The organism is Microbacterium oleivorans, from assembly GCF_001644225.1.
Lineage (GTDB): Bacteria > Actinomycetota > Actinomycetes > Actinomycetales > Microbacteriaceae > Microbacterium > Microbacterium gawkjiense.
In genome coordinates this window covers 559,327-577,465 of the sequence record NZ_LSTV01000001.1, presented here as the reverse complement: position 1 = coordinate 577,465, position 18,139 = coordinate 559,327, and the positions used below count along the sequence as shown (strand labels likewise).

General features: G+C 73.6%; 10 protein-coding genes. 9 read left to right on the top strand and 1 reads right to left on the bottom strand.

The features are described 5' to 3' along the window. The first annotated feature begins 43 nt into the window (after window positions 1-43). A complete protein-coding gene (locus tag AYL44_RS02675; RefSeq protein WP_064001705.1) occupies window positions 44-1,651 on the top strand; it encodes an ABC transporter permease subunit in 1,608 nt (535 codons plus the stop codon). Then, complete coding sequence (locus tag AYL44_RS02670) at window positions 1,651-2,583, top strand: sugar ABC transporter permease (RefSeq protein WP_064001704.1); 933 nt, start codon at window positions 1,651-1,653, stop codon at window positions 2,581-2,583. The genes AYL44_RS02675 and AYL44_RS02670 overlap by 1 nt, the downstream gene beginning before the upstream one ends. Here AYL44_RS02670 and rsmI read toward each other — a convergent pair. After that, window positions 2,573-3,403, bottom strand: a complete 831-nt coding sequence (gene rsmI, locus AYL44_RS02665) for a 16S rRNA (cytidine(1402)-2'-O)-methyltransferase (RefSeq protein WP_064001703.1) — start codon at window positions 3,401-3,403, stop codon at window positions 2,573-2,575. The genes AYL44_RS02670 and rsmI overlap by 11 nt on opposite strands. A gap of 23 nt (window positions 3,404-3,426) precedes the next feature. Here rsmI and AYL44_RS02660 point away from each other — a divergent pair, with 23 nt between their 5' ends. Genes AYL44_RS02660 through AYL44_RS02630 form a run of 7 tightly spaced genes read left to right on the top strand, consistent with a single transcriptional unit; the run spans window position 3,427 to window position 18,139 of the window. Beyond that, complete coding sequence (locus AYL44_RS02660; protein ID WP_064001702.1) at window positions 3,427-5,031, top strand: dolichyl-phosphate-mannose--protein mannosyltransferase; 1,605 nt, start codon at window positions 3,427-3,429, stop codon at window positions 5,029-5,031. Window positions 5,032-5,057: 26 nt separating this feature from the next. After that, window positions 5,058-6,170 (top strand): FHA domain-containing protein, encoded by a 1,113-nt coding sequence (locus AYL44_RS02655; RefSeq protein ID WP_064001701.1) that lies wholly within the window; start codon window positions 5,058-5,060, stop codon window positions 6,168-6,170. Then, the gene (locus AYL44_RS02650; protein ID WP_064001700.1) at window positions 6,167-7,321 is read left to right on the top strand and encodes a serine/threonine-protein kinase; all 1,155 of its coding nucleotides are present in this window, start codon (window positions 6,167-6,169) and stop codon (window positions 7,319-7,321) included. Before AYL44_RS02655 ends, AYL44_RS02650 begins: the two co-directional genes overlap by 4 nt. Continuing rightward, entirely contained in the window at window positions 7,322-13,288 is a 5,967-nt protein-coding gene (locus AYL44_RS02645) for an Ig-like domain-containing protein (protein WP_157532565.1), read from the top strand. It begins immediately after the preceding gene. A gap of 32 nt (window positions 13,289-13,320) precedes the next feature. Next, window positions 13,321-14,313 carry an AAA family ATPase gene (locus AYL44_RS02640; RefSeq protein WP_064001698.1) on the top strand — a complete coding sequence of 331 codons (993 nt, stop codon included), beginning with the start codon at window positions 13,321-13,323 and terminating at the stop codon, window positions 14,311-14,313. Beyond that, the gene (locus AYL44_RS02635; protein ID WP_064001697.1) at window positions 14,310-15,659 is read left to right on the top strand and encodes a DUF58 domain-containing protein; all 1,350 of its coding nucleotides are present in this window, start codon (window positions 14,310-14,312) and stop codon (window positions 15,657-15,659) included. Before AYL44_RS02640 ends, AYL44_RS02635 begins: the two co-directional genes overlap by 4 nt. After that, the gene (locus AYL44_RS02630) at window positions 15,656-18,139 is read left to right on the top strand and encodes a transglutaminase domain-containing protein (protein ID WP_064001696.1); all 2,484 of its coding nucleotides are present in this window, start codon (window positions 15,656-15,658) and stop codon (window positions 18,137-18,139) included. Before AYL44_RS02635 ends, AYL44_RS02630 begins: the two co-directional genes overlap by 4 nt.

Here is an 18,139-nt window from a genome sequence, read left to right as displayed (position 1 = left end):
CACCCCCGCCCCCGGGCACCACTTTCCTCGAGAGGGAGACGACATGACGGCTCTGCAGAGCCCCGCCCCACCGGAAGAGGCGCCCGCGCCCGCCGAGTCGCACGCCCGGCGCTGGTCCGGTCCCGGCTGGGGCTTCCTGGTCAAGCTGGTCCTGATGGGCCTCATCAACGCGGTGGGCCTGCTCGGCATCATCGCCGCGTTCCAGGCGGAGTCCTGGATCGTGTTCGGCGTCGCGGTCGCGCTGCTGCTCGCCGCCGACGTCGTGTACTTCACCAAGCGCGCGCTGCCGCTGAAGTACCTGCTCCCGGGACTGTCGTTCCTGCTCGTGTTCCAGGTCTTCATCTTCCTGTACACCGGCTACATCGCCTTCACGAACTACGGCGCGGGCCACATCGGCTCGCAGGAGCAGGCGGTCGCCGCCTCCCTCGCCCAGGGCGAGCGCCGCGTCGAGGGCGCGCCCACCCTCCCCCTCACCGTCGTCGAGCGCGGCGGCGAGCTCGGCTTCGCCGTCGTCGAGGACGGCGAGATCCTGGCGGGCTCCGCCGACGAGCCGCTCAGCGCGGTCGGTCCCGCCCCCGCCTCCGGCGCCGCGACCCAGGTGCCCGGATGGAACGTCGTCCCGCGCAACCAGATCATCGGCGACCAGGCGACGCAGCAGGCGGTCGTCGACCTCCGCGTCCCCGTGTCGGACGACCCGAACGACGGGTCGATCCGCACCCGCGACGGGTCGAGCGGCGCGGTGTACCTGTCGACGATGACGTGGGATGCCGGGGCGCAGACCATCACCGACAGCGCGACCGGCCTCGTCTACCACGCGACCCCCACCGGCAACTTCGTCGCCGACGACGGGACCGCCCTCCCGACCGGGTGGGTCGTGAACGTCGGGTTCGCGAACTTCGTCGAGCTGTTCACCAACCCGGCGATCCTGGAACCCCTCGGCCTCGTGACGGGGTGGACCTTCGCCTGGGCGGTCCTGTCGGTGCTCATCCCGTTCGCGATGGGCCTCGTCTTCGCCCTGATCTTCAACGATCCGCGGGTGCGGGGGCGGAAGGTCCTGCGGACGCTGTTCATCCTCCCGTACGCGTTCCCCGCCTTCATGTCCGCGCTGCTGTTCCGCGGCATGTTCAACGCGGAGTTCGGCGTCATCAACGAGTTCTTCTTCGGCGGCCAGAACATCGACTGGCTCGGCGACCCGTGGCTCGCCCGCGCCGCCGTGCTCTTCGTCAACGTGTGGCTGACCTACCCGTACTACTTCCTGGTGTGCACGGGTGCGCTGCAGGCGCTGCCGCAGGACGCGCTCGAAGCCGCCTCGATCGACGGCGCCGGCCGGTTCCGCCAGCTGCGCGCGATCATCCTGCCGCTCGTGCTCGTCTCGACGGCGCCGCTGCTGATCTCGTCCTTCGCGTTCAGTTTCAACAACTTCACGATCATCTACATGTTCAACAACGGTGGGCCGGCGATCCCCGGCGCACCGTACGCACTCGGCTACACCGACATCCTCATCTCCGCGATCTACGACATCTCCGGAGTCTCCGGCGGCGCGGCCGACTACGGCCTCGCGAGCGCCCTGTCGATCCTCGTGTTCCTCGTCGTGGGCGTCGTGTCGGCCCTCGCGTTCCGTCAGACCAAGAAGCTCGAGGAGTACCAGTGATGTCCGCTCCCTCCACCGCCGCCACCACCGCGGCGATCACGACCGGGTCCGCTCGCTCCGCCCGTCCCGCCGCGCGGCGCCCCGGTCAGCGCAAGCGCTGGGTGCTCGAGGTCGGCTGGAAGTACCTCGTGGCCGCCGGCATCCTCTTCTACGCGATGTTCCCGCTCGTCTACGTCCTGTCGGCGTCGTTCAACCCGAACGGCACCCTCTCGGCGGCCAACGCGCTCTTCTCGGTCGTCGACATCGGCAACTACACGGCGCTCGGCGGCACGAGCTACTGGGCCTGGTACGGCAACACCCTGCTGGTCGGCGGCGCGTCCGCGGCGGGAGCCGTCCTCATGGGCGCGGCGGCGGCGTACGCGTTCTCGCGGTTCCGCTTCGCGGGGCGGCGGGTGAGCCTGACGGCGCTCCTCATCGTGCAGATGTTCCCGCAGGCGCTCGCGTTCGTCGCGATCTTCCTCATGCTGCTGACCCTCGGCGAGGTGTTCCCGGTGCTCGGGCTCAACTCCAAGCTCTCTCTCATCTGCGTCTACCTCGGCGGCGCGCTGGGCGTGAACACGTTCCTCATGTACGGGTTCTTCAACACGATCCCGATGGAGATCGACGAGTCGGCGAAAATCGACGGCGCGACGCATGCGCAGATCTTCTGGCGCCTCATCATGCCGCTGGTGACCCCGATCCTCGCGGTCGTGGGGCTCCTCGCCTTCATCGCGGCGTTCGGCGACTACATCATCGCGAAGATCGTGCTCGTCTCGGAGGACAACTGGACACTCGCCGTCGGCATGTTCCAGTGGGTGTCGAACCAGCTCGCCAGCAACTGGGGACTGTTCGCCGCGGGGGCGATCCTCGCCTCGGTGCCGGTGCTCGCCCTGTTCCTGTCGCTGCAGCGCTACATCGTCGGCGGGCTGACCGCCGGGTCCGTCAAGGGCTGAGCGGCTTCTTCGCCGCGACGGCGGCCCGGTAGAGGTCTCGCGAGGGAAGTCCCGTCTCGCGCGAGACCTCGCCGGCGGCATCCTTCAAGCGGATGCCGGAGGCCACGAGGGCCTGCACCTGGGCGAGTGCGTCGTCCTCGCTGACGGCGCGGACGCTCGCCCCCTCGACGACGACGACGATCTCGCCGCGGACGCCCGCGGCGGCCCACTCCGCCAGCTCGCCGAGCGGGCCGCGGACGACCTCCTCGTGCAGCTTCGTCAGCTCGCGGCAGACGGCGGCGCGACGGTCCGCGCCGAACGCCTCCGCCATCGCGGCGAGCGTGTCGGCCAGGCGGGACGGCGCCTCGAAGAAGACCATCGTGCGGGCCTCGGAGGCGAGCGCACCGAAGACCGTCCGCCGCTCCCCCGCCTTGCGCGGGGCGAACCCCTCGAACGTGAACCGGTCGGTCGGCAGCCCTGCGAGGGCGAGCGCCGTGATGACCGCGCTGGGACCTGGGAGGGCCGTCACGTCGACGCCCTGCTCGACCGCCGCGGCCACGACCGCGTACCCGGGGTCGCTGACCGTCGGCATGCCGGCGTCGCTGAGCAGCAGGACGTCCTCGTCGGCGGCGAGCGCGACGAGTTCCGCGGCGCGCTGCTTCTCGTTGTGGTCGTGCAGGGCCACCAGGCGGGGGCGGTTGGCGATCCCGAGCGCCTGCAGCAGGCGCTGCGTCGTCCGGGTGTCCTCGGCGGCGACGATCGTCGCCTCCTCGAGGGCGGTGCGCAGCCGCCCCGTCGCGTCGCCCAGGTTACCGATGGGGGTCGCGGCGAGGATCAGCACCGCCCCAGCATAGGCTGGTCGCCGTGAGCTCGACCGCGGAACCGCTCCTGCCCGCGGTCCCCGCGCGGCAGAGGTTCGGCGTCCGTCTCGACGATGCCCGGCGGCGACTCGCGGCCGACGTGATGCTCCGCCGCCGACTCGCGTGGCTCGCCCCGCTGGCGGTCACCCTGCTCGCCGGCATCCTGCGCTTCTGGAACCTCGCTCACCCGCACGCGATCGTCTTCGACGAGACGTATTACGTGAAGGATGCCTGGAGTCAGTGGAACCTCGGGTACGCGGCCACCTGGCCAGACGGCGCCGACGCCCGGTTCACGGACGGCGAGACGGACATCTTCCTCGACGTGCCGAGCTTCGTCGTCCATCCCCCGCTCGGCAAGTTCCTCATCGGGGCGGGGATGGCCCTGTTCGGCCCGACCTCGTCGTTCGGGTGGCGGTTCGCCGTCGCCGTGGCCGGCACCCTAGCCGTCCTCGTCCTCTACCTCATCGCCTGGCAGCTGACCCGCTCGGTGCTCTTCAGCTCGGTCACCGGCGGCCTGATGGCGATCGACGGGCTCGCGATCGTGATGAGCCGGGTGGCGATCCTCGACATCCTGCTCACCTTCTTCGTGCTGCTCTCGGTCTGGTTCGTGCTGATCGACCGCCGGCGTCACCTCGACCGGCTCGCCGAGGCGATGCGACGACGGGATGCCGCGGGCCGGGCTGCCTGGTGGGGCCCTGTGCGGTGGGGGCGGCCGTGGCTGTTCGCCGCGGGGATCGCCGGCGGCGCGGCGTGCGGCGTCAAGTGGTCGGGCGCGTGGGTGCTGGCGGCGCTCGGACTCTACGTCGTCGTGAGCGACGCGCTCGCGCGGCGACGGCTCGGCATCCATTTCTGGCCGGCGGATGCCGTGCGGCAGGGAGCCGCGGCCTTCGTGATCCTCGTGCCGGTGGCGGTCCTCGTCTACCTCGCCTCGTGGACCACGTGGCTCACGACCGACGGCGGCTACGAGCGGCACGCCGTCGATGCGAACCCGGCCCGCGGCTTCTGGTCGTGGGTGCCGCTGCCGCTGCAGAACCTCTGGCACTACCACCAGACGATCTACACGGCGACGGCGGAGATCACCTCGTCGCACCCGTACGCGAGTCCGGCGTGGCAGTGGCCCCTGCTGCTGCGGCCGACGTCGATGTACGCGAACAGCACCGCCGACGGCGTCGCCGGGTGCGCGAGTGCGCGCGGGTGCATCGAGATCCTGTACTCGATGCCGAACCCGCTGCTGTGGTGGCTCGGGGTGCTCGCCGTGCTCTGGCTCGCCGTGCACGGCGTCCGCACGCGCGACTGGCGCGCGGGGATCGTCCTCGTCGGCGTCGCCGCGACGTACGTGCCGTGGCTGTTCTACCCGAGCCGGACGATCTTCCAGTTCTACACGGTGCTGATCCTCCCCTTCCTGATCCTCGCGCTCGCGTTCGCGCTGCGGGAGATCGCCGGGTCGCCGCACGCCGACCCCGACCGGCGGGCGGTGGGGCGCCGCACGGGACTCGTCATCCTCGGCGTCATCGTCGCGGTCTCGGCGTTCTGGTACCCGCTGTGGTCGGCGATGCGCATCCCGTACGAGTTCTACTGGGTGCACAACTGGTTGCCGGGATGGGTCTGAGCACCACCCGTCAGTAGGCTGGGGGCGTGTTCCGCTACCCCACCCCGACGCTCGCCGCCGAGGCGGGGTACGCCATCGCGGGCGACCGCTTCGCGATCCTGCTCGATTCCGGTGTCGCCGAGGGCGTCATCGCCCGGCTGTGGAACGCCGCCGCCGCCGACACCGCCGTCCTCGAGGACGTGCTGAGCGTGCTCGTCGCGGGCGGCATCCACGACCTTCCCGACTTCGCCGTCGCGGAGTTCCCCGACGACGGCGCCGATGCGGTCCGCGTCGCCGTGCGCGGTGCGGCGATCGTCGAGACCTCCGACCGCACGCGCGTCTCGGGCGCCGATGCGCGCACGTGGATCGAGACGGCGCTGGCGGGGGCCGTCGGCATCCGTCTGGCGCTCGGATCGGGACGCACCGGCGGCGACCTGCTGCCCCTGGGTCTCGGCGTCACGCGCGCCGACGAGCTGTCGTGGGGACGCCCCTTCCCCGCCGGACGCGAGCCCGACGCCGACGTGACCCCGGCCGCCGCGGGCGAGGCGCCCCGTGGGACGGCGGCGCCAGTGACGGTCGCGATCCCGACCGTCGCCGCCGCCGCGCCCGCCCCCCACGCCGCACCCGCGCGCGGCGAGGAGATCGACGTCCTGCAGACGATCTCGGTCGACCGCAGCCTGTTCGCGCGTCCGTTCGACGACGACGAGGAGCTGGAGCTCCCCGACTTCCTCCGCGAGGACGAGCGGCCGGCCGCCGTCGCCGACGCCCCCGACGACCGGACGCTGTTCGGGTCGCGACGCGGATCCGCTGCGACGGCGTACGCGCTGCGACTGCCGGGAGGGCGCAGCGTGCCGCTCGACCGTCCCGTCGTGCTCGGCCGCAGCCCGCGACCCGCACGCCACCCGGGGGCCCGGATCGAACCGGTACCCTCGCCGCGCAAGGAGATCTCGGGGACGCACCTCGAAGCGGTCCTGGACGGCGACACGCTCGTGGTGCGCGACCTGGACTCGACCAACGGCACGATCGTCCGGCCGCCGACGGGCGCTGCGGCGCTCCTGCGCGGCGGGGCGGCGTCGCGGGTGCCCCTCGGGACCGAACTCGACCTGGGTGACGGCGTGACCGCCGTGTTCGACACCGCCGGACCACTGACGGCGGGATGACGCACGGCGTGTCCAGCAGGCTCCCCTCCACCCCGCCCGGACTGTCGGGCTTCACCTACGTGCGGCCGCTCGGCGCGGGCGGCTTCGCGGACGTGTTCCTGTTCGAGCAGAACCTGCCCCGCCGTCCCGTCGCCGTGAAGGTGCTGCTGGAGGACGTCGTCGACGAGAACGTGCTGCGCATGTTCAACGCCGAGGCCGACGTCATGGCCCGCCTGAGCGCGCACCCCTCGATCCTCACGATCCACGAGGCCTCCGTCTCGGCCGACGGCCGTCCCTACCTCGTCATGGAGTACTGCCCCACGTCGCTGACCCACCGGTACCGCCGCGAGGAGATCCCCGTCGCGGAGGTGCTGCAGCTCGGTGTGAAGATCGGCTCGGCCCTCGAGACCGCCCACCGGGCGGGCCTGCTGCACCGCGACATCAAACCCTCCAACATCCTCGTGACGGCGTTCGGGTCCCCCGTGCTCTCCGACTTCGGCATCGCGGCCGCCGTCGAGGGCAGGCCAGACACCGAGGAGGTCTTCGCGATGTCGGTGCCGTGGTCGGCGCCCGAGGTCGTCGACGAGCGGGTCTCCGGCTCCATCGCCGCCGAGGTGTGGAGTCTCGGGGCGACGGTCTACTCGCTGCTGGCCGGCCGCAGCCCGTTCGAGCGTCCCGGCCGCGGGCAGAACACCCGGGAGCAGTTGAAGGCCCGCATCCGCAAGGCGGTCTACACGCCGGTGGGCCGCGCCGACATGCCGCCCGAGCTCGACGCCGTCCTCGCGCGCGCCCTCAGCCGCGACCCCGCCGCGCGCCACCCCTCGGCGGCGGCCTTCGCGCACGACCTGCAGATGATCCAGCACCGGATGGGGCTCCCGCACACACCGCTCGAGGTCGCCGTCGACGAGTGGGCGTCCGCGGGTGCCCACGTCGATTTCGCCGATGACCGCCCCCGCGGTCCCGTGCGGCCGACCGTCGCCCACGCGTCCGCGCGTCCCGAGCGCCGACGCGCCGCCTCGCCGCGACGCCCGGACGAGGGCACGGTGCTCGCGGGCGCCGAACCGGCCCCGCGGATGCGCCGCGGAACCGTCGTCGCCCTGGCGATCGGCGGGATCGTGCTGGCCGGCGCCGGCGCCGGCGCGACCTTCCTCCTCCTCGGCGGGGCCGGCTGAATGTCCTCACCCCAGCCCGACCGGCCTCGCGTGCGCCGATCGACGTGGATCGGCGCCGGTGCGGTCGCCGCCATCGTCGCGGTGGTCGGCACGCTCGCCGTCGTGTGGCCCGGCTACGATGCCCAGCAAACGCCCGTCGAGGACCCGACGGTCTGGGCGCTCCAGACCGGCGCCGGCAGCGGCTACGCCCGGGTGAACCTCGACCTCGCCGAGGTCGACACCGTCAAACAGGTCGTCAACGGCACCCAGGTCGCGCAGACCGCCGACCGGTTGTTCGTCTTCAGCGAGGGCGGCTCGGCGTTCTCCGACGTCGATCTCGCCCAGCCCGCCGACCTGACCGGTGAGGACGAGGACGCCTCCTCGCCGACACCCGCCGGCACAGTCGAGATCGTCTCCGCGGGCGACGCCCTCGTCTACCGCACGGAGGGCGGCGGCGTGTTCGGGGCGACGCTGTCGGGGGGCGGCGCCGCCTCGCCGATCGACCCGTACGCCGAGGTGGAACGAGAGCCCGGCGAGCAGGCGCCGCGCTTCGCGGCATCCGCCGTCGCGGTCGACGCCGACGGTGTCGTCTACGCCTACTCGGCGGCCGAGAGCGTGGTCGTGCGCGCCGAGGCGGCGACCGGTCGCATCCTGGGGCAGGACCCGACCCCGATCTCGCCCGTCGACGCACAGGTGAGCGCCGTCGACGGCCGCTGGGTGCTGTACGACGTCGCGACCGGCGAGGTCGCCGTGCAGGACCGCGACGACCTCGCCGACACGACGCCCGTGAGCGGCGCGGTACTGCAGCGCGCCGCGACCTCGGGGGACGCCGTCGTCATCGCCGACCCCGGCGGCGTCACGCGGATTCCCCTCGGCGCGGGCGATCCCGAGCGCGTGCTGGACTCCCCCGGCCTCGGCACGCCGGCCGTCCCCGTGGCCTCGGACGGCGTCGTGCACGCCGCGTGGCTCGGAGACGGCGCCGGCGGAGGCACGCTGTGGTCGAGCAGCCGTCCGGCCGAGACGACGCCGCTCGACTACGCCGGCGCGGACATCGGCGACGGGGTCGACCCGGTCTTCATCGGCAACGGCTCGCGCCTGGCCCTGAACGATCGCGGCTCCGGCTGGGTGTGGCGCCTGCCCGACGGCGCGCTGATCCCGTCGTCGCAGCAGTGGCGGGTCGAGGACACCAGCGAGGCCGCGCCGCAGAACGACGATCCCGTCGAGCGGGTGCTCGACCCGAAACCTCCCGTCGCCGTCGACGACGCGTTCGGGGTGCGCGCCGGCTCGGTCGCCCTGCTCCCCGTCCTGCTGAACGATCACGACCCCAACGAGGACGTCCTCAGCATCGACGTCGGCGGCATCGAGGGGGTCGACGCGGCGTTCGGCTCCGTCGCCGTCACCGGCGCCGAGCAGCAGCTGGCGTTCCGCGTCGCGCCCGACGCGACCGGGACCACGAGCTTCCGCTACCGCGTCACCGACGGCACGTCCGCCGGCGGTCAGCTCTCCGAGTACGCGACCGTCACCCTGCGGGTCGTCGCGGAGGAGGACAACGCAGCGCCGGTCTGGTGCGGGGTGGAAGGATGCCTCGCCACCTGGCCCGCCCCGTCCGTGGCCCCCGGCGGCACGGTGTCGGCCGACCTGCTGCGCGGCTGGGTCGACCCCGACGGCGACCCCGTCTACCTCGCCGGGATCGAGGGCGCCCCCTCGGTCGGGACGGCCACGACCTCGCCCGAGGGCGAGTTCACCTACCAGCATCCCGATCCGAGTGCGACGGAGGCCGCCAGCATCCCCGTGTCGGTCGTCGTCTCGGACGCGCGCGGCGCGACGACGACGCAGGCCGTCACGATCCGCGTGACCCCGGCACCCGAGCTGCGCGCGGAATCGTTCGCCGCGACGGGTGTCGTGGGCGAGCCGCTCGACATCGACCTCTCCCCCCACGTGAGCGGCGCCTCGGGCGCGCTGACGATCGGCTCGCTCGTCGCCCTCGACACCGCGCGCACGACCGTGACCCCGAATGCCTCGGCGCTGCGGATGACCTTCGACGCCCGCGAGGCGGGGTCCTACGTCGTCCAGTACACCGTGCGCGACGGCGCGGGTGAGGCCTCCGCCCTGGCCCGCATCACGGTCCGCGACCCCGACGACACCGTCGTGACGACGCCCCCGTTGACGGCGTTCGTCCGCCCGGGCGAGGACACCACGATCGACGTGGCGTCGGCGGCATCCAATCCCGCCGGCGTCGTCCTGCTGCTCGAGGACATCCGCCCCGACAGCGACCCGACCGCCGCGCTCAGCGTCGACCTCGTCGGCCAGAGCCTGCTGCGGGTGAGCGGCACGACCGACAACGGCGGCCCGGGCCGCCTCGGCGTCGTGCGCTACGGGCTCACCGACGGCCGCGACGGCGGCGCTCCCCTGGCCGAGGGCGAGATCACCGTCATCCTGCTGCCGGCGGGATCCGCCGAACCGCCCATCGCCGTCGACGACACGGTGACGGTGCGCGGCGGCACGCAGATCGACATCCCGGTGCTGGAGAACGACCACGCCCCCGCCGGCGCGCTCATCGCGATCGATCCGTCGTCGATCGTGAACGAGACCGGCGGCGGACTCGCCTTCGCCTCGGGACGGATGCTGCGCTATTTGGCGCCCCGCGAGGCGGGCACCTACGCGCTGACCTACACGATCTACCGCCTCGGCTTCCCCGAGGTGGTCGACACCGCCCGGGTCACGGTGACGGTCACCGGCGGCGACGACAACCGCGACCCCGTTCCCCGCACCCTCGAGGGAAGGGTCGTCGCGGGCCAAGCGGTCGCGATCGCGTTCGACCGGTACGGGGTCGACCCCGACGGCGACGACGTCGCGCTCGACGCCATCACGACCCAGCCCGCGGAAGGCTCGGCGACGATCTCGGCCGACGGCCGGTCGATCGTCTACACGAGCCGCGACGGCGCCGCGGGGCAGGTGCGGTTCCAGTACCGGGTGAAGGATGCCCGGGGTCGCACGGGCGCCGGCGAGGTGCGCATCGGCGTCATCGCCCAGCAGAGCGACCCGAGCCCCGTCACGTTCAGCGACTACGTCCAGGTGCAGGCCGGAGCCGACAGCACCGTCGTCGTCCGCCCCGCCGACAACGACGTGGACCCGTTCGGGAGCACGCTCGGCCTGACGGGCGTCACGCCGAACGCGCCCGAGGACAGTCCCGAGTACGCCGCGCTTTCCGAGCGCATCACGGTCGCCGACGACGGCGCCGTAACCGTCGTGGCCGGGACGGCCCTCGGGACCTTCTCGTACTCGTACGAGGTGTCGAACACCGACGGCGACACCGCGATCGGGCTGCTCGTGGTGAAGGTCGTCCGCGACCCCGTCCCCGATCATCCGGTGATCTCCGACACGGTCCTCTCGATCGAGGACCGCGACGGTTTCCCCCGCGGCGTCGATGTCCTGAGCGGCCGGGTCGCCTGGAATGCGGGAGACCCGTCGGGACTGTCGCTGCGGCTGTGGGGCGAGCAGCGAGACCTCCGCGTGTCGGGCTGGCGGATTTCGGGGCCACTCCCCGAGCGCACCCGCCTGATCCCCTTCACCGTCACGGGGACCGCGTACGACGGCAGCGAGGTCACGACGTACGGCTTCCTGCGGGTGCCCGGGACGGACGACATCCGGGTGGCCCTGCGCGCGGACGTCGACCCGCTGCGGGTGCGCGAGGGCGAGAGTGTCGAGACGGACGTCGCCGACCTCGTGGCGCTGCCGGACGACGCCGTCCTCGTCGTGGACGCCGACGGCACGAAGGCCGGCGGGGCCCGGGCGGACGCCTCCTGCCGCGTCGTGTCGGGCACCGTCGTGCGGTACGCGGCCGGGCGCGGGGCGCCCTGGCGGGATTCGTGCATCGTCGCGGCCCGCGTCGCCGGCCAGGACCAGCCGACGTATCTCGCGCTGCCCATCGAGGTCGAGGCGGAGATCCCGCAGCCGTCGCTGCGCAGCGCCTCGCTCGGCGTCCGTCCCGGCCAGACCCAGACGTACGACCTCACCCGGATGGTGCGGTGGGCGGGAGTCGCCGACGAGAACGCCCTCGTCTTCGACGTCGCCTACGGCGGGGACCAGTTCGAGGTGGCCGCCGACGGCGCCGTCGTCTCGGTGACGGCCCTCGACGAGGCGCGTCCCGGCCGCGAGGAGCAGGTCCGGGTCTCGCTCCCGAGCCACCCCGACGCGAGCCCCGCGAGCCTCGTGCTCACCGTCGGACCGTCCCCCTCCGCGCTCCCGCGCGGCGGATCGGCGGTGCAGACCTGCTCGCAGTCCGACGGGCGCTCCTCGTGCACGATCGAGGTGATCGGCGCCGACGGCGAGGTGAACCCGCTCCCGGGCACCCCCCTGCGCGTGGTCGCGGCGGCGAGCGCCGGCAACTGCGACGGGGTGAGCTTCGCGCCCGCGGGCGACCGCGCGGTGCGGGCGAGCTGGCGATCGGATGCCGAGGGGGCGGCGCGCTGCGCCGGGACCTTCGTCGTCGAGGACGCCCAGGGCCGCCAGTCCAGCGGCGATCGCAACGGGTCGGTCGTGCTCGACCTGCGGGGACTGCCCGCCGACCCCACCCGACTGGAATGGACCGCCTACACGGCGGATTCGGTGACCCTGCGGGTGACCTCGGATGCCGCCTCCTACCCGGCCGTCGAGGGGTACCGGATCACGACGGGCGGCCGCGAAGTCGCCTCGTGCCCGGCCTCGGGCAGGTGCGAGCCCATCGCCGCGCCCGTGGGCGAGCAGCGGGTCTACGAGGTCCGGGCGGTCAACGCCGTGGGCACCTCCCGCGGGACGGTCCGCACCGAGGCGTGGTCGTACCGTCCCCCGGCGCGGCCGACCGGAGCGAGCTTCGACCCCGTGCCGAACGGCCGCGACGGCGGACGCGCGACCGTCACGATCACGGGACTCGACGACACGACCGGGAGCGTGCGACTGCAGGGCGGCGTCGCCGGCAGCGCCGCCCAACCGGTGCGGGACGGCACGGCGGTCTTCACGGGCTACCGCATCGGCTCGAACGAGGCGCAGACCCTGACGGCGACCCCGCTCACGGAGTTCGAACTGCCCCGCGTCGCCGGCGGGTCGAGCGAGGGGCGCTCCCTCGACCTGCGCGCCCACGGCGTCGGAGCCCCGACCGTGACCCTCACCCAGACGACGACCTCCGACTCCATGACCGTCACGGCGCAGGTCACCGCCGAGAGCGACGGCACCGAGCCGCTGTTCGGGTTCAGCGACGAGTCGGCCGCGGCCTGCACCCCCGACAGCCGCGAGTCCCGCCGGACCTTCGCGGCAGAGCCCTTCCGCTCCAAGACGGTCTACGCCTGCGTCACGAGCACGTATCAGGGCCGCGACGGCTTCGGCGTGACCACCGGCGAGATCACCGGCCGACCGACCGGCAACGTCAGCGCACCGGGTGAGCTCACCTACACCGTGTCGCCCACCCCGACCGGCGACCAGGGGTCGGGCTTCACGTATGCGGCGAGCGCCCACAGCGATCCGGGCGCGCCGCCGTTCGAGGACGCGCGCCTGCGGTACCTCCGCAATGGACGAGTGGTCGATGCGTTCGCCCCGCGCCTGAACGAGCCCGGCGACCGGTGGGCCGCGCAGTGGTGCGACACCTTCGTCGGCATCGCGGTCGAATGCTCCGACCCGACCCCCATCGTGCCCGCCCGCGGCAGCGCCGACTGGCCCGTGTTCGTCGCCACGAGCAACCTGCCGTCGTGCCGGTCCGACGAGGACACCCCGGACTGGTTCCCGAGCGGCATCGGCGAAGACGTGGCATCCGTCCGCAAGGATGTCACCGAGGGAGAACTCGGACCGCTGCGGGTCGAGTACACGATCCGGTGGACCGGCGCCCTGCGCGAACTCGATCAGCTGACGGTGGGCATCGACTGCGCGCAGATCCCGCCGCCCGCCGAACCTCCCCCGGCAGACTCGGATCCCACCGAGCCCACCGACACCACGCCGCCGGGCACGGAGGCACCATGACCTCCCCCGCCCCGCGACCCGAGAGGACCGAGATGACGATCACCCAGGAGCAGAGCGCCTGGTTCGCCGACACCTTCACGAAGCTCGTCGACAACGTCGAGCAGGTCGTGCTCGGCAAGCGCCACGTCATCGAGCTCGCCTTCACGGCGATGATCTCCGAGGGGCACCTGCTGCTCGAGGACTACCCGGGGACAGGCAAGACCTCGCTCGCCCGCGCGATGGGGCGCTCGGTGCAGGGCACGAGCTCCCGCATCCAGTTCACCCCCGACCTCCTCCCCGGCGACGTCACGGGGATCACCGTCTACGACCAGCGCCGCGGCGAGTTCGAGTTCCACCAGGGACCGATCTTCGCGAACGTCGTGCTGGCGGACGAGATCAACCGCGCGTCGCCCAAGACGCAGTCGGCGCTGCTCGAGGTGATGGAAGAGGGCCACGTCACCGTCGACGGCGTCACGCGCGGCGTCGGCGTCCCCTTCCTCGTCGTCGCCACCCAGAACCCCGTCGAGCAGGCCGGCACCTACCGACTGCCCGAAGCGCAGCTCGACCGCTTCCTCATGAAGACCTCGCTCGGCTACCCCGACCGCGCCGCAACCATCCGGATCCTCGACGGGTCCGGCGACGGCCCGCGCGAGGTCGGCCCCGTCATCACGCCGCAGGGCGTCGTCAGCATGGCCGACATCGCCCGCGGCGGCTACCTCAACCCCCTCGTCCTGGACTACATCGCGCGCATCGTCGAGGCCACCCGGCTCGCCCGCGAGGTGCGCCTGGGCGTGAGCGTGCGCGGCGCCCTCGCCCTCACGAAGGCGGCCCGCACGTGGGCGCTCGCGCACCGCCGGACCTACGTGACCCCGGACGACGTCAAGGCGCTCGCCGTCCCGGTGCTCGCGCACCGGTTGATCCTCGACCCCGAGGCGGAGTTCGACGGCGTCACCGCCGAGGCAGTCGTCGGCCAGGTGCTCCTGGACGTCGTGCCGCCCTCGCAGCAGGAGCGCGCCGACGACCGCGGTCAGCGAGAGAACGTGTGAGTTCGTCCACCGAGTCGCGACTGACCCGGACGTCGGCGGCGACCGGGTACACCCGCACGGGCTTCGAGGGCGGACGGGGCACCGCCGTGCTCGCCGTGCGGAGCCTGCACGGGTGGCGCCGACTGCGCCGCGCGGCCGCCCGGGTGGGGCGCTCCGTCGCTGACACCGTCTCGCCCGCGGGCTGGGTCGTCGTCGCCGTGGCGGTGATCGGACTCGCCGCCGGCGTCGCCTTCGGGCTGCTCGAGTTCGCCGTCGCGGGCGGGGCGGCGGCGCTCCTGCTGCTCCTGTCGGTGCCGTTCCTGTTCGGCGCGCGCGCCTACGAGGTGACCCTGCGCCTGGCCCACGACCGCGTCGTGGCGGGCACACCCGTCGAGGGGCGGCTCGTCGTGGCGAACGTGGGCCGCCGGACGGCCCTGCCCGGTCGCGTCGACCTCCCCGTCGGCGACGGGCTCGTCGACGTCCACGTTCCCCTGCTGCGGCCCCGGCACGAGGTCGCCGAGACCGTCGTCATCCCGACGCGCCGACGGGGCATCGTGACGGTCGGCCCCGCGCGCACGGTCCGCGGGGACCCCCTCGGCATCCTCACCCGCGAAGCGACGTGGCAGGAGACGCACACGCTCTACGTGCATCCGGTGACGACGGCGCTGCGCAGCTCCGCGACCGGGCTCATCCGCGACCTGGAGGGGAGCCCCTCACGGACGATCGTCGACGTCGACTTCTCCTTCCACGCGCTCCGCCCCTACGTCCCGGGCGACTCCCCCCGTCAGGTGCACTGGAAGTCGACCGCGAAGACGGGCGCCATGATGGTGCGCCAGTACGAGGAGACCCGCCGCTCCCGCATGATCCTCGTGGTCGGGCGCGGCGGCGACGAGTTCGCCGACGACGACGAGTTCGAGCTCGCGGTCAGCGCCGCGGCATCCATCGGCGTCCGCGGGATCCGCGACGGCCGCGACGTCGCCGTCGTCACCGGTGCCGAGATCCCCGAGTTCGCGCGCGGCCGGATGCGGACCTTCCGAACGCTCACGACGATCTCGACCCGGACCCTGCTCGACGACTTCGCCGGGCTCGACCGAGGCGTGAATCCGAGTCCGCTGCGCGAGGTCGCCTCGCTCGCCTCGACGCGCCACGGCGACGCGTCGATCGCCTTCCTCGTCTGCGGATCGCCCCTCACCCCGACGCAGCTGCAGAGCGCCGCGCTCGCCTTCGGCCCCGAGGTGGCCGTCGTCGCCCTCGTGTGCGCGCCGACGGCCGAGCCCGGCATCCGGCGGCTCGGCAGCATGACCGTCATCTCCATCGGGCTGCTCGACGACCTGCGTCAGCTGCTCGCGAAGGGCGCGCAGTCGTGACCGCCCCAGTCGAGGTCGTCCCGCCGCGCCGGGCCCGGCGGCGCCGGAACCCGTCGCGTGCGGGCTTCTTCGTCGGCCAGGCGCTCGTCCTCGATCTCGTCCTCGCCGTCGGGGCCGTCGCGACCTGGCCGATCTACCGCAGCACCGCCCTCGTCGTCGCCCTGACCGTCGGCATCGCCGCCGGTCACCTCGTGGCCGCCCTCGGCACCCGCTGGCGCTGGTCGGGCTGGTGGATCGCCCTCGCCGCCCTCGGCGCGTACATCGCGCTCGGGGTGCCGGTGGCCGCGGCGGGGTCGCTCGCCTCGCCCGACGCCGCCGTCGACGCCCTCGTCGACGTCGCGACCGCCCCCGTCACGGGGTGGAAGGACCTGCTGACCCTCGACCTCCCGCTCGGGTCGTATCAGGCGACACTCGCCCCGGCCCTCTTCCTCTTCCTCGGCTGCACGGTAGCCGCGCTGTCGATCGCGTGGCGCAGTCGTCGGCGGTGGATGCCGGCGGTCGCCCTCGCGCTCCTGCCCACCGTCTTCGGGGTCGCCTTCGGCGCGCGCTCGCTCGCCTCGCCCGTGCGGGTCGGCCCGGTCGCGGTGCAGCCCGAGACCCTGCTCGGTGTCGCCGCGATCGTCACGGCGCTCGTCGCGGTGGTGTGGCGGTCCGGTCACGACCGGCGCCGGGCCCTCGCCACGGCGGCCGCCGCCTCCGGGGTGGCGCGCGGCCCGGGCGGTCGCCGGCGCGGGCTAGCGGCGCGCGTCGGGACCGCGACGGGCATGGTCGTCGTGGCCGCGGCGGTCGCCGCACTGTGGGGGCCGTGGGCGCTCGCGGACCAGCCGCGCGAGGTGGCGCGGAGCGTCGTCGACCCGGTGCTCGAGCTCGAACGCGCGCCGAGCCCGCTCGCCGCGTACCGCGCCTCGTTCGGCGATGACCGCTTCGACGAACCCCTCTTCACCGTCTCCCCCGCCGCCGGCGCGGAGCGGGTACGGCTCGCGACGCTCCCCTTCTACGACGGCCGGACGGTGCGCGCGGTCGACCCGCAGGCGGGCCTCACCGACCCGGCGACGGCGTTCACCCGCGTCCCGTCCCGGCTCGACCCGGCTGGCACCGGCGAGATCGACCTGACGGTGCGCATCGACGCCGGCACGGGGATCTGGGTGCCGACCGTCGGCGACCTGCGCGCCGTGTCGTTCGACGGTCCCCGCGCGGCCGAGCTCGCGGACGGCTTCTTCCACAACGCCGCCACGGGTGCCGCGATCGAGATCGCAGGGAACGGTCTGCAGACCGGGGACGCCTACCGGCTCGCCGCATCCCCCTCCGAGGCGGCGGGACCCGTGGCATCCCTCACCCCGTCCCGCAGCGGACCGTCCCTGCCGGCGGAGGTCGTCCCGGCCTCGCTGACGGAGTGGATGGAGAGCCAGGATGCCGGTACGGGCGGCGCGGCCCTCGAGACGCTCGTCGACCGCCTCCGCAGCCGCGGCTACCTGAGCCACGCGCTGCAGCTGCCGGGAGGCTCCGTCCCCGCCTGGATGCGGGAGCTCGACGGGGCCGGCTTCCAGCCCTCCCGCGCCGGGCATTCGGCCGACCGCATCGGGACGCTGTTCACGCAGCTGCTCGAGCGCGAGGCGCAGGCTCCCGGCGGCACGGACGCCGACCTCGTGGCCGCCGTCGGCGACGACGAGCAGTTCGCGGTCGCGGCGATGCTCATCGCCGACCAGCTCGGGTTCGACGCCCGGGTCGTCGTGGGGACGCGGCTCGCTTCGGACGAGGACCTGCCCGTGTGCGACGAGGGACGATGCCGCGGCGGCGATCTCGCCGCGTGGGTCGAGGTGGCGGATGCCGCGGGGGGCTGGCTCCCCGTCGACGTGACCCCCCAGCACGAGAGCTTCCCGTCGCCCGATCTCGAGCAGCGGCGCGATCCCGAGAACCCGACCGAGGTGAGCCGGGAGGACGCCGAGCCGGTGCTCCCCGCCGACGCGTCGCCCTCCGACGGCGATCAGAGCGCCCCCGAGGCCGCCCCGCAGGAGCGCGACCTGTCGGCGCTGTGGGCCGCGGTGCGCGTGGGCGGCGTCTCGCTGCTCGCGGTGATCGTCCTCGTCGGCCCGCTCGTCACGATCCTCGCCGTCAAGGCGCTGCGGCGGCGTGGCCGCCGGCGTGGCGACGTCGCCGCGCGCTTCACCGGCGGCTGGGAGGAGTACGTCGACACGGCGGTCGACCACGGGTACCCGGCTCCCGCCCATCTGACGCGCCAGGAGCTCGCGCGCCTGTTCGCCGGCGACGCGGAGGAGGCGGCGGGCACCCGCCTGGCGACATGGGCGGACCGGTCGGTCTTCGACGTGATGCCGCCGACGGCGGCCGAGAACGAGGAGTTCTGGCGGATCGTCGCGGCCGAACGCGCGCGCTTCGCGGCGGAGAAGGGCTTCTGGGCGCGGCTGCGCGCGCGCCTGTCGCTGCGCTCGTTGCTCCCGCGCGGACTGGCCGCGCGCCGATAG